General features: G+C 74.8%; 7 protein-coding genes and 2 pseudogenes. 6 read left to right on the plus strand and 3 right to left on the minus strand.

The genetic code is table 11. The features are described 5' to 3' along the window. Window positions 1-344: 344 nt before the first annotated feature. Window positions 345-1979 carry a DUF5691 domain-containing protein gene (locus ACWDNY_RS29670; RefSeq protein WP_451648906.1) on the minus strand — a complete coding sequence of 545 codons (1635 nt, stop codon included), beginning with the start codon at window positions 1977-1979 and terminating at the stop codon, window positions 345-347. A gap of 241 nt (window positions 1980-2220) precedes the next feature. Next, on the minus strand, window positions 2221-3579 hold the full coding sequence (locus ACWDNY_RS29675) for an SWIM zinc finger family protein (RefSeq protein ID WP_451648908.1): 1359 nt from the start codon (window positions 3577-3579) through the stop codon (window positions 2221-2223). A 132-nt stretch (window positions 3580-3711) separates the two neighbouring features. On the opposite strand from ACWDNY_RS29675, the gene ACWDNY_RS29680 reads away from it, so the two are divergent. The 6 genes and pseudogenes from ACWDNY_RS29680 to sucD all read left to right on the plus strand — a co-directional run. Next, the gene (locus ACWDNY_RS29680) at window positions 3712-4887 is read left to right on the plus strand and encodes an ATP-binding protein (RefSeq protein ID WP_451648909.1); all 1176 of its coding nucleotides are present in this window, start codon (window positions 3712-3714) and stop codon (window positions 4885-4887) included. Window positions 4888-4947: 60 nt separating this feature from the next. Beyond that, window positions 4948-7374 carry a DUF5682 family protein gene (locus ACWDNY_RS29685; protein ID WP_451648910.1) on the plus strand — a complete coding sequence of 809 codons (2427 nt, stop codon included), beginning with the start codon at window positions 4948-4950 and terminating at the stop codon, window positions 7372-7374. Window positions 7375-7531: 157 nt separating this feature from the next. Beyond that, window positions 7532-8695 (plus strand): vWA domain-containing protein, encoded by a 1164-nt coding sequence (locus tag ACWDNY_RS29690; RefSeq protein ID WP_451648911.1) that lies wholly within the window; start codon window positions 7532-7534, stop codon window positions 8693-8695. 216 nt (window positions 8696-8911) lie between these two features. Continuing rightward, window positions 8912-9967 (plus strand): hypothetical protein, encoded by a 1056-nt coding sequence (locus ACWDNY_RS29695; RefSeq protein ID WP_451648912.1) that lies wholly within the window; start codon window positions 8912-8914, stop codon window positions 9965-9967. Between the two features lie 957 nt (window positions 9968-10924). Next, window positions 10925-12103: an ADP-forming succinate--CoA ligase subunit beta gene (sucC, locus tag ACWDNY_RS29700; RefSeq protein WP_451648913.1), complete on the plus strand. Its 1179-nt coding sequence runs from the start codon at window positions 10925-10927 to the stop codon at window positions 12101-12103. A 28-nt stretch (window positions 12104-12131) separates the two neighbouring features. Then, window positions 12132-12962: pseudogene (gene sucD / locus ACWDNY_RS29705) on the plus strand (succinate--CoA ligase subunit alpha); the annotation flags it as partial. Here the strand turns inward: sucD and ACWDNY_RS29710 are convergent. Further along, window positions 12939-13031: pseudogene (locus ACWDNY_RS29710) on the minus strand (L-histidine N(alpha)-methyltransferase); the annotation flags it as partial. The pseudogenes sucD and ACWDNY_RS29710 sit on opposite strands and share 24 nt — an antisense overlap.

Below are 13031 nucleotides of genomic sequence, written 5' to 3' on the forward strand. Positions count from 1 at the left end.
GTACATCCAGTACGAGGGCGTCCGGCCGGCACGCCGAGAGCACGCACCGGACGCCGCTCCTTGACGGGCAAACGTTGCCTGCCGCGGCACTAGCGGCCGCGGCGGCGGGTCCAGGGGCGCGCGGGCGGGGGTCACGGGCGCGGCCCGGCGCTCCGGGCCGCCGCGGCGCTCCGGGCGCGCGGGCTTCGCCGGGGACTGGTCCTCGCCGGGCCGCCCTTCGCCGGCCCGCTGCCGGCGGACCGGCTGTCCGGCGCTCCGGCGCCCGCCGGCCGGTCGGCCGTCGGGCCGCCCCGGCCCACCGTGACTCCCGGGGGCACGCTCCGGGCGGGAGCGCCGCCCGCCGCTCAGGCGGCCGGTGGCGGTGGGCCCAGCTCGGCGGCCATCGTCGCGCGCAGCCGCAAGGTCGTGACGAGCCGCTGGAACGCCTCCGCCCAGTAGCCGCCGGCCCCCGGCGACGCGTCCTCCGTGTCGGCGGGCACCGCCAGCAGGCCGTCCAGACGGCTCGCCTGCGAAGGATCCAGGCACCGCTCGGCCAGTCCCATCACTCCACTGAAACTCCATGGGTAACTCCCCGCATCCCGCGCAATGTTCAGCGCGTCGACCACGGCCCGCCCAAGCGGCTCCTCCCACGGCACCGCACACACTCCCAGCAGCTGGAACGCCTCGGACAGTCCGTGCGTCGCGATGAACCCGGCGACCCAGTCGGCCCGCTCGGCGGGGCCCAGGGTGCCGAGCAGCTTGGCGCGCTCGGCCAGGGACACCGCGCCGGGACCGCCGGCCTCGGGCGCCGAAGGCGCCCCGAGAAGGGCCCGCGCCCACCGGGCGTCCCCCTGCCGTACCGCGGCCCGGCACCACGCGGCGTGCAGTTCGCTCTGCCAGTCGTCCGCCACCGGCAGGCTCACGATCTCCTGAGGCGTGCGTCCGCCGAGCCGTGCGGACCAGGTCCCGAGCGGTGCCGCCTCCACCAGCTGGCCCAGCCACCACGACCGCTCGCCGCGTCCCGACGGCGCCTTGGCGACGACGCCGTCCCGCTCCATGCCGGCGTCGCACTCGTGCGGCGCCTCGACGACGATCCTCGGGTCCCCCTCCGTGCGGTCGACGGCCACGCAGGCGCCCGCGCGGGCCGCCATCCGGGCGGCGAGCGCCGATCCCGGCAGCGACGACAGCAGCTCCGCCGCCGTGGACCGTACGTTGCGGCTGCGGTCGGCCAGCGCCTGCTCCAGGAACGGCTCGTCGTCCGGGCCCAGCCCCTCGCGCAGTGAGTCGAGGAACATCAGCCGGTCCTCGGCCCGCTCCGACGCCCACGTGGTGGCGAGCAGGTCGCGCGCGGCCGCGGGCCGGCGTGCGCGGAGCGCCGCCAGCAGTGCGACCCGTTCGGCGAACAGGCCCTCCTCCCACAGCCGCCGGACCCGGTCCGCGTCCTCGGCGCCGGGCAGCGCCGCACCGCCGCCCGGGACCGCCCGCAGGGCGAACCGCCAGTCCGGGTTGAGCCGGGCGAGCCACAGCGCGCGCGGACCCGCGAAGGCCAGGACCGCGGGACGCAGGTCGGTGCGGCCGCGCGCCGCGTCCAGCAGCGCGGGCAGCGCCTCCGGAGGTGCCGCGTAACCGCACGCGTTCACCGCCTGGAGCCACTGGGGCAGCAGCTCCACCAGGTCCGGGGCCGTTCCCCGGCGGCCTCCGCCTCGCGTGCCCGGCCGGTCGGCCAGCAGCATCGCCAGCCTGCGGGCCGCCGCGGCCGGCAGCGGCGGGCGCGGATCCACGGGCGCCGGCTCCGGGCGCTGTGCCACCGGTGCCGGACGCAGTCCCGCACGCCGCCGCACGGTCTCCATGGCCGCCGCGTCCAGCAGCGCCACCGGGGCGTTCCGGCCGGGCGAGCCGCCCCGGAGCGTGCGGCGGTCCGTGCCGAGCAGGGCGGTCGTGACCAACTCCTCCCAGCCGCCCGGCACGGGCGCTTCCCCTGGAGCGGAGATCCTGGTCATGTGGTTCCTTTCCGTTGCCGGGCGGTTGGGAGTCAAGGAAAAGGTCACCCGGGAACGAGTTTCCCGTGCGACGGAACAAATGCGCGGATCGGGACGGAAAGGGCGCAGCGGTCGGCGGTCGCCGGCGCCCGGTGCGCCGTGACCGCGTCTCCGTTCACGCTGGTCGGGGCGCCGTGCGGGATGGCCGGTGACGCGCGGAACACGATCCGTGAAGGCTCGCGCACGCACCGTCTTCACCTGTTCAGCGCAGCGTCACGGCGTGCCCGGGGCCTTCCGGCCACGCGGTCAGCGGAGTGAAGCCACGGTGGCCGCACTCGCCGAAGACCTTGACCGGGGCTCCGCCCGACAGCGCGACCAGCCGCCACAGGCCGGAGCCGGTACGGGAGCCCGGGGCCACGGGCAGCGCGGTGTCGGAGCAGGCGTCGGCGAGCTGCCAGACGTCGCCGTCCGGGACGGGCACGACCCGGTCCAGCGTCACCGGGACCGACTCCAGCCACGGGTCCTCCCGCAGGGCCGCTCCGTAGTGGGCCGCCGCCTGTGCCGTCGTCACCCCGGGCGGACGTATGTCCGTGGGAGCGGGAGCCGCGAACTGCTCGCCCAGGGCCACGCGGTGCTGCCCGCTGCCCGGGTAGGCGGACACCTCCGCGTCCAGCGCCAGGCCGACGGGCAGTACCGTCTCCGGGGCGCGGCCGCCGGCGCCGTAGGAGAGGACCAGGGCCGTACGGCCGGAGCCGGCGCCGTGCAGCCAGATCCTCCGTGTGGTCAGCTTCGCGTCCGCGGTGTCGTACTGCGCCAGGACGAGCCAGCGGTCCCGCACCGGCGGGCCGTCCGCGGCGGCGGGCAGGCCGACCCGGGAGCGGACCGTCGCCCCGAGGCCCTCCGGCAGCCGCTCACGCCGCAGCCAGCCCTGGTCCAGGAGATGAAGCAGCGCGCACTCCTCCAGCAGGCGTACCGGCCAGCCGGGCCCGGACGACGGGATCGCCCCCAGCTCGCGCACCCGCGCCGCCAGGCCCGGAGCCTGCGCGTCGACCATGCGGGCCGCCGTCTCCTCCCAGAGGCCGTACTCCGCCCGCTCGGCCGCGGCCAGACCGCCCCGCACCAGGTCGGCCAGCCGCTGCTCCAGCTCCGTCACCCCGGCGGTGACCCGCTCGGCCCGCCGCTCCGCACGGCGCCGCGCCGCCTCCGGATCGGCGGCGCCCGGCGCGGCTCCCGTCGCGCTCGCGTCCTGCATGGCCTCCGCACGCTTGCGCCGGCCGGCCACCCACTGCCCGGCCCAGTCCGGTGGCTGCGCCGCCGACGGCACCTCGGCGTCGCCGCCGGCCCACAGGAGCAGCAGCCCGAGCGCGTGCTTGCACGGGAACTTGCGGCTCGGACACGTGCACTTGTACGCGGGCCCCGCGGGATCCGCGATGTCGACGACCGTCCGGTACGGCCGGCTGCCGCTGCCCTTGCACAGCCCCCACACCGTCCCCTCGTCGCAACTGCCCGCCTCGGACCACGGCCCGGCCGCGCCGAGTTTGCTTCCCGCTTTGCGTGACGCGGCGTCAGGCGCCAGCGCCAGCACCTGGTCCGCGCTCCAGCGCACCCCCTGCTGAGTCATGTCGTCGACGGTAGGTCCCCCCACTGACAATCAGCGTCGACATCGCGTTCGTGCAGGTGGGAGCGCATTGTCAGTGCCGTGGTGCACGGTGGTGACAGATCCGAACCGGCCGAGCTGGAGGGGGCCTCAGCCATGTCTGTGTCCGTCGACCCGACATCCGTCGAACCGAGTCAGCACCACTCCGCGCCCGCGAACGCGGACGCGTCCATTTCCACGGAGGCGGGCGGACCGGACGCGCTGCGACCGCACGCCGAGGACGCCTTCGCCGCGGAACTCGCCGCGCTCGCGGCGCAGGACGACCGCCCGCGGCCCGCCCGCTGGAAGCTGTCGCCGTGGGCCGTTGCCACCTACCTCCTCGGCGGCACACTCCCCGACGGCACGGTCGTCACGCCGAAGTACGTCGGTCCGCGCCGCATCGTCGAGGTGGCCGTCACGACCCTCGCGACCGACCGCGCCCTGCTCCTGCTCGGCGTGCCCGGCACCGCCAAGACGTGGGTGTCCGAGCACCTGGCCGCGGCGGTCAGCGGCGACTCGACCCTGCTGGTGCAGGGCACCGCGGGCACTCCGGAGGAGGCCATCCGGTACGGGTGGAACTACGCGCGGCTGCTGGCGCACGGCCCCAGCCGCGACGCCCTCGTGCCCAGCCCGGTCATGCGGGCCATGGCGGAAGGCATGACGGCCCGGGTCGAGGAGCTGACCCGTATCCCGGCCGACGTGCAGGACACGCTCATCACGATCCTGTCGGAGAAGACCCTGCCGATACCGGAGCTGGGCGAGGAGGTGCAGGCGGTCCGGGGCTTCAACCTGATCGCCACCGCCAACGACCGCGACCGCGGGGTCAACGACCTCTCCAGCGCGCTGCGCCGCCGCTTCAACACGGTGGTGCTGCCGCTGCCGGAGTCGCCGGAGGCCGAGGTCGACATCGTCTCCCGCCGGGTCGACCAGATCGGCCGCTCCCTCGACCTGCCGGCCGTGCCCGACGGCATCCACGAAATCCGGCGCGTGGTGACCGTCTTCCGCGAACTGCGCGACGGCGTCACGGCCGACGGCCGGACGAAGGTGAAGTCGCCCAGCGGCACCCTGTCCACCGCCGAGGCGATCTCCGTCGTCACCAACGGACTCGCGCTCGCGGCCCACTTCGGCGACGGCGTGCTGCGGGCCGGCGACGTGGCCGCGGGCATCCTCGGCGCGGTCGTGCGCGACCCGGCGGCCGACCGCGTCATCTGGCAGGAGTACCTGGAGACGGTGGTCCGCGAGCGCGACGGCTGGAAGGACTTCTACCGGGCCTGCCGGGAGGTGAGCGCGTGATCCGCGACCGGCGTCACGGCAACGGCGACCCCAGCTGGACCGGCGGGCGAGGGGGACGGTGTGACGGGAGGTGACAGGGGCGGCGCCCGGCCGCCCGGCGGACAGCCGCTGCTGCTCGGCGTGCGGCACCACGGGCCCGGTTCCGCGCGGGCGGTGCGGGCCGCGCTGGAGGCCGCGCGGCCGCGCACCGTCCTGATCGAGGGCCCGCCGGAGGCCGACGCGCTCGTCCCGCTGGCCGCGGACGAGGGCATGCGGCCGCCGGTCGCGCTCCTCGCGCACGCCGTGGACGAGCCCGGCCGCTCGGCCTTCTGGCCGCTGGCCGAGTTCTCCCCGGAGTGGGTCGCCCTGCGCTGGGCCCTGCGGCACGAGGTGCCGGTCCGTTTCATCGACCTGCCGGCCACGCACACGCTGGTGTGGGAGGGAGACGGCAGCGGCGGCACGGACGCCGGGCCGCCCGGGGAACCGGGCACCGGTGCCCCCGCGGACGCGGAAGCGGGGGAGGGCGGCTCCGAGGAGGAGGGGACCACGGAGCACCCGCCCGCCGACGAACTGCGCGTCGACCCGCTCGCCGTGCTCGCCGAGGCCGCCGGGTACGACGACCCGGAGCGCTGGTGGGAGGACGTCGTCGAGCACCGGGGCGCGGGGACGTCCGACGCCTTCGCCCCGTTCCTCGTGCTCGAGGAGGCCATGACCGCGTTGCGGGAGGCCTACGGAAGCGGAGGGCACCAACGGGACCTCGTGCGCGAGGCGTACATGCGGCTCCAGGTGCGGGCGGCGCAGCGGGAGTTCGGGGACGGCGTCGCCGTGGTGTGCGGGGCCTGGCACGTGCCCGCGCTGCGCCGGAAGGCTCCCGTCACCGCCGACCGGGCGCTGCTCAAGGGGCTGCCCAAGGTCAAGGCGGACATGACGTGGGTGCCGTGGACGCACCGCAGGCTGTCCCGGGCCGGCGGCTACGGGGCGGGCATCGACTCGCCGGGCTGGTACGCCCATCTGTTCGGCGTGCCGGACCGGCCCGTGGAGCGGTGGCTGACCAAGGTGGCGGGGCTGCTGCGGGAGGAGGACCGGATCGTCTCCTCCGCGCACGTCATCGAGGCGGTGCGTCTGGCCGGGACGCTCGCCGCGGTCCGCGGCCGGCCGCTGCCGGGGCTGAGCGAGACGACGGACGCCGTCCGCGCGGTGATGTGCGACGGCTCCGACGTGCCGCTCGCGCTCGTGCGGGACCGGCTCGTCGTCGGGGACGTACTGGGGCAGGTCCCCGAGTCGGCGCCCGCCGTGCCCCTGCAGCGGGACCTCACCCGGCACCAGCGGCGGTTGCGGCTCACACCGGAGGCGCTGGAGAAGGCACTGGAGCTCGACCTGCGCAAGGAGACGGACGCCGGGCGCAGCAGACTGCTGCACCGGCTGCGGCTGCTCGGCGTCGGCTGGGGCGAGCCCGCCGCGTCACGGGGCAGCACGGGCACCTTCCGCGAGACGTGGCGGCTGCGCTGGGAGCCCGAGCTGTCGGTGCGCATCGCCGAGGTCGGGGTGTGGGGGACCACCGTGCTCGGCGCCGCGACCGCCAAGGCGGAAGCGGACGCGGTCGCCGCGCAGGCCCTCGGCGAGGTCACCGCGCTCGCCGAGCGCTGCCTGCTCGCCGGCCTCCCGGACGCGCTGCCGGTGGTGATGCGGGTCCTGGCCGACCGGGCCGCCCTCGACGCGGACGTCGGACACCTCGCCCAGGCGCTGCCGGCCCTGGTCCGCTCCCTGCGCTACGGCGACGTACGCGGTACGGACACGCAGGCACTCGCGGAGGTCGCCGCGGGCCTGGCCGAACGGGTCTTCGTCGGCCTTCCCCCGGCGTGCGCCGCGCTCGACGCGGACGCGGCCGAGGAGATGCGGCGTCATGTGGACGCCGTCCACGCAGCCGTGGGCCTGCTGGGCGGCACCGTCGTCGCCGGGCACGGCGACCTGCGCGGCCGCTGGCACTCCGTGTTGCGGGTGCTGTCGGGGCGGGACACGGTGCCCGGTGTCATCAGGGGACGCTCCGTGCGGCTCCTGCTGGACGACGGCGAACTCGGGCCCGACGAGGCGGCGCGGCTCATGGGCCTGGTGCTGTCGCCGGGCACGCCGCCGGCGGACGCGGCCGCCTGGATCGAGGGCTTCGTCGGCGGCGGGGGCGGCCTGCTGCTCGTCCACGACGAGCGGTTGCTGGGCCTGGTCGACGCCTGGCTGACCGGCGTGCCGGCGGAGGCGTTCACGGATGTGCTGCCGCTGCTGCGGCGGACCTTCTCGGCGTACGAGCCCGGGGTGCGCAGAACCCTCGGCGAACTGGTCCGGCGCGGTCCGGGCCCGGCCGGTGCGACCGGGGCCGCGGCGGCCGGCGTACCCGGGTTCGCCGCGGACCTCGACGCGGAGCGGGCGGACGCCGTACTGCCGGTGGTGCGGCTGCTGCTGGGCCTCGACGAGCCCGGCGAGCGGGTCGCCGGCGAACTGACGGGGGTGGCGTGATGACCGGGGCGGACCGGACCCGCGGGCGGTCGCGCGGCGCGGGGGGCACCGGACGCAAGGGGGATTCCGGCGGGACGGATCTGTGGGCCGGGGTGCGGAACGCGCGGGTCGGTGTGAAGGACACGGTCGTCGCGGAGTGCGGGACGGGAGCGGGCGCGTGAGCAGGGAACTCGACGATGCGGCACAGGAGCGCCTCCGCCGCTGGCGGCTGGTGCTCGGCGGTGGCGCGGCGGACGGCACCGGATGCCCGCTCTCGGGCCGGGACGCCGCGATGGACGGGGCGCTCGCCGCCCTCTACGGCAAGGGCGAAGCACCGCGGACGGGACGGGAGCGTTCGGCGGGGCTCGGCGCCTCGGCGCCCTCGGTGGCGCGGTGGCTCGGCGACATCCGGACGTACTTCCCGTCGTCCGTCGTGCAGGTCATGCAGCGGGACGCCATCGACCGGCTGGGGCTGTCCACGCTCCTGCTGGAGCCGGAGATGCTCGAGGCGGTGGAGGCGGACGTGCACCTGGTCGGCACGCTGCTGTCGCTGAACAAGGCGATGCCGGAGACGACGAAGGAGACGGCGCGAGCCGTCGTCCGCAAGGTCGTCGAGGACCTGGAGAAGCGGCTGGCCACCCGTACCCGGGCCACCCTCACCGGTGCCCTCGACCGCAGCGCCCGGGTCAGCCGGCCCCGCCACCACGACATCGACTGGAACCGCACCATCGCGGCCAACCTCAAGCACTACCTGCCCGAGTACCGCACGATCGTGCCGGAACGGCTCATCGGCTACGGGCGCGCGTCCCAGTCGGTGAAGAAGGAGGTCGTCCTCTGCATCGACCAGTCGGGGTCGATGGCGGCGTCCGTGGTGTACGCGTCCGTGTTCGGGGCGGTGCTGGCGTCCATGCGGTCCCTCAGCACGCGGCTGGTCGTCTTCGACACGGCGGTCGTCGACCTCACCGACCAGCTCGACGACCCGGTCGACGTCCTCTTCGGCACCCAGCTCGGCGGCGGCACGGACATCAACCGCGCGCTGGCGTACTGCCAGTCGCGGATCACCCGCCCCGCCGACACGGTGGTGGTGCTGATCAGCGACCTGTACGAGGGCGGCATACGGAACGAGATGCTCAAGCGGGTGGCGGCGATGAAGGCGTCGGGCGTCCAGTTCGTGACGCTGCTCGCCCTGTCGGACGAGGGGGCGCCCGCCTACGACCGTGAGCACGCGGCCGCGCTGTCGGCGCTCGGCGCACCGGCGTTCGCCTGCACACCCGACCTGTTCCCGGAGGTGATGGCGGCGGCGATCGAGAAGCGGCCGCTGCCCGTACCCGACGCCGCCTGACGCACTGGAAGGGAGGCGGGGCTCCGCCGACCGTGCGGTGACCGGCCCCGCCCCCAAAACGGACAGGACCGTCCATCAGTAACGGAGGGCTTGTGCAACCTCGGGAGGCGCGTGCGAGGATCGTCGCTCTGCCGGCGGCGCGCAGCGCGCCGTCCGGCCCCTACCGCGTCGTAGCGCCCCGTCAGTTGTCCGCCGTACGGGAGGAACAACCCCCTTTTGACCTGGCCAGCAGCCCTGTCCGGCGCCGCCGCCCTGCGCGTTCCGCGCACGGTGGCCGGGCGGCGTGCGCTGCGTCTGGGGTTGCTGCTGGGCGCGTTGTTCCTGCTCGGGTTCCTCGGCGGGGAGCGGGCGCAGGCCGCCGGGCGAGCGGCGCCCCCCTCGGACGGCACGGCCACGATCACGGTGCCGGCTGCGGCGTACGGTCCGCGGCCGTCGGCCGACGGCGCGACGGAACGGGGGGTGACCGGTCCGGGTACGGGCACCTCCGCGCGTCCGGGTACGGACACCCCCGGGCTCGTGGGTCCTTGGGCGACGGCGGCGGACATGGGGGCGGCGTCCACCGGCGACGGTTCCTCCGCCACCGGCTCGTCGCGCACGGACCGCCTGCCCGCGCGGTCCGCCGACGACGTGCTCCGCCCGGTGACCGGCTCCGTCGCCGGAGCCGTCGGCACGCACGTCCTGCGGCCGGTCGGGGACCTGGTCGAGAGCGTGGTCGAGGGGCTGGCCGGGACCGGTGTCGAGGCTCCCTCGCTGCCAGGTCTGCCGACGTCGCCGTCGTTGCCGGACCTGCCCCCTGTTCCCGACCTGCCCGACGTCTCCGAGCGGCCCGGTCAGGTGCTACCGGCGCCCTACGACCCGAACAAACCGGACAACCCGGCCCCCGAGGCGCCGCAGCCGGGCGCCGCCGCGCCGTCTCCGCCATCCGCGCCGCCTGCCGGTCCCGCCGCAAGAGGGCGGGACGGAACGCCGGCGCTCGCCTTCGGACCGCGCCTCACCAGCGGGGCGGTCGTTCCCGACGCCGCCGCGCACAGCCCGGCCCGGCGCACCGCCGGCAGCGGCCCCGTCCCCTCGCACCGAGCGTCCGCCGATGACACGGACGGCGCGCTGCTCAGCCAGTCGACGACCGACAGCGGCACCTCACGGCACGGCGACGCGCACGCCGTCACCCTGAACTGCCGGGCCCGGCTTCCGCTGGTGCCCGGCGCCGCCGCGTCCACGGACGCGGCCGGCACCCGGGACCTGTACGGGGACATCCCCCTCTTCCCCGGCTAGACAGCCCCGCCTCTCCCGCCCGGCCTGCCACGCGGGGGCGGACACAGGCCCGCTCGGCCGGCCGCGCACCCCTTCGCCGCTCCCCACGGACGCCGCCGAAGCGGTCGCGTCGCGCCCTGCCGCCGCAGCCCTGACAGCGCGCGACCTCCTGCGGAGTCGCCGCGCCACCTGAATCCATGCGGCGAACCCGCGCGAGATCGGCTGTGCCCGGCCTCCACGCCCCTTGCCGGGGCGGTCGTCGGGCCCGACCTCCACGGCGTTCGGCCTCCCAGCGACACCCTGCACGACACCGCAGAACCCGTGCGGTGGCCCCTCGCCGGGGGGCGCCGTGCCCGACCTCCAGGGCGGCGGGCCTCCCGGCGTCACCTGCACGACTCCACAGAGCCGTTCCGGTGACCCTTCGCGGGGTCGCCGCGCCCGACCTCACGGCGGCGTTTCCGCAGCCGCCGTACCCGTTCGTACGGCCGCGCCCCGGGGGCAGGCCTACGTAGAGCCGTGCGAAGCAGCGTCCGGCGGACGCTCTCGCACGGTGCCCGACCGACTCCGCGGGGCGGAGGGTCCGGGACGGCCGAAAACCGTCGGTCCGTCCGGGCGGAGACCCCGCGGACGGGGCGGGCGGTCCCCAAGGGGTGGGGACCGCCCGCCCCGTGCCCGCAGAGGCGGCGCACGCGCCCCCTCGGGCACGCGGAAGGGGCCTCACCGGGCCGACCCCAGCCCGGTGAGGCTCCGCGCACCCGACGGGCCCCGTACGCTGCATCATGTGACCGGTATCACCGCTCAGGTGTGACCTGCGATTTAGAGCGTCCCCGGAAGCGGCGATAACCTGCGAGACGGACATGCCGCGCGCTCGGACACCGTGTGCGCCTCCCTTGTGACACAGAGCGGACGTCACGTTGCCCTTCGCGGCACGCCCACGCATCCAACGAACCGCGAGATCACTGATAGGGACGGAAGCGCGTGGACCTGTTCGAGTACCAGGCGAGGGACCTCTTCGCCAAGCACGGTGTACCGGTGCTGGCCGGTGAAGTCATCGACACGCCTGAGGCGGCGCGCGAGATCACCGAGCGGCTGGGCGGCAAGTCGGTCGTCAAGGCGCAGGTGAAGGTCGGTGGTCGCGGCAAGGCCGGCGGCGTGAAGCTGGCCGCCACCCCGGACGAGGCCGTCGCCCGCTCGACGGACATCCTCGGCATGGACATCAAGGGCCACACGGTCCACAAGGTCATGATCGCCGAGACCGCTCCGGAGATCGTCGAGGAGTACTACGTCTCCTTCCTCCTCGACCGTGCCAACCGCACGTTCCTGTCCATCGCCTCCGTCGAGGGCGGCATGGAGATCGAGGAGGTGGCCGCCACCCGTCCGGAGGCCGTCGCCAAGACCCCGATCGACGCCATCGACGGTGTGACGCCGGAGAAGGCCCGCGAGATCGTCGAGGCCGCGAAGTTCCCGGCCGAGGTCGCCGACAAGGTCGCGGACGTCCTGGTCACGCTGTGGGACACCTTCATCAAGGAGGACGCCCTCCTGGTCGAGGTCAACCCGCTGGCCAAGGTCGCCTCCGGTGACGTGATCGCCCTCGACGGCAAGGTGTCCCTCGACGACAACGCCGAGTTCCGCCACCCCGACTTCGAGGAGCTCCACGACAAGGCCGCGGCCAACCCGCTCGAGGCCGCCGCCAAGGAGAAGAACCTCAACTACGTCAAGCTCGACGGCGAGGTCGGCATCATCGGCAACGGCGCCGGCCTGGTCATGTCGACCCTGGACGTCGTCGCGTACGCCGGTGAGAAGCACGGCGGCGTCAAGCCCGCCAACTTCCTGGACATCGGCGGCGGCGCCTCCGCGCAGGTCATGGCGAACGGCCTGGAGATCATCCTCGGCGACCCGGACGTCCGGTCCGTGTTCGTCAACGTCTTCGGCGGCATCACCGCCTGCGACGAGGTCGCCAACGGCATCGTCCAGGCCCTGCAGCTCCTGGAGGACCGCGGCGAGAAGGTCGAGAAGCCGCTCGTCGTCCGCCTCGACGGCAACAACGCCGAGCTGGGCCGGAAGATCCTCACCGACGCCAACCACCCGCTGGTCCAGCGCGTCGACACCATGGACGGCGCGGCCGACAAGGCCGCCGAGCTGGCCGCCGCCAAGTAAGCACCTAGGACGAGGACACCAAGACACCATGGCTATCTGGCTCAACAAGGACAGCAAGGTCATCGTCCAGGGCATGACCGGCGCCACCGGCATGAAGCACACCAAGCTCATGCTCGGCGACGGCACCAACGTCGTGGGCGGCGTGAACCCGCGCAAGGCGGGTCAGACCGTGGACTTCGACGGCACCGAGGTACCCGTCTTCGGCACCGTCAAGGAAGCCATCGAGAAGACCGGCGCGGACGTCTCCGTCATCTTCGTGCCGGAGAAGTTCACCAAGGACGCGGTCGTCGAGGCCATCGACGCCGAGATCCCGCTGGCCGTCGTGATCACCGAGGGCATCGCGGTGCACGACTCGGCCGCCTTCTGGGCGTACGTCGGCAAGAAGGGCAACAAGACCCGCATCATCGGCCCGAACTGCCCCGGCATCATCACTCCGGGCCAGTCCAACGTCGGCATCATCCCGGGCGACATCACCAAGCCGGGCCGCATCGGCCTGGTCTCGAAGTCCGGCACGCTGACCTACCAGATGATGTACGAGCTGCGTGACATCGGCTTCTCGACGGCCGTCGGCATCGGTGGCGACCCGATCATCGGCACCACCCACATCGACGCCCTGCAGGCGTTCCAGGACGACCCCGACACCGACCTGATCGTCATGATCGGTGAGATCGGCGGCGACGCCGAGGAGCGGGCCGCGGCCTTCATCAAGGAGAACGTGACCAAGCCGGTCGTCGGCTACGTCGCGGGCTTCACCGCGCCCGAGGGCAAGACCATGGGCCACGCCGGCGCCATCGTCTCCGGTTCCTCCGGCACCGCCCAGGCCAAGAAGGAGGCCGAAGGCTCCGGGGTCGAAGTCGGCGCCCAACTCCCGGTTGACGACGGCCAGGACGTTCCTGTTGAACGCCGCCGTCACCCCGGCCGCGTCGTC

Source organism: Streptomyces sp. NPDC003697 (assembly GCF_053587115.1).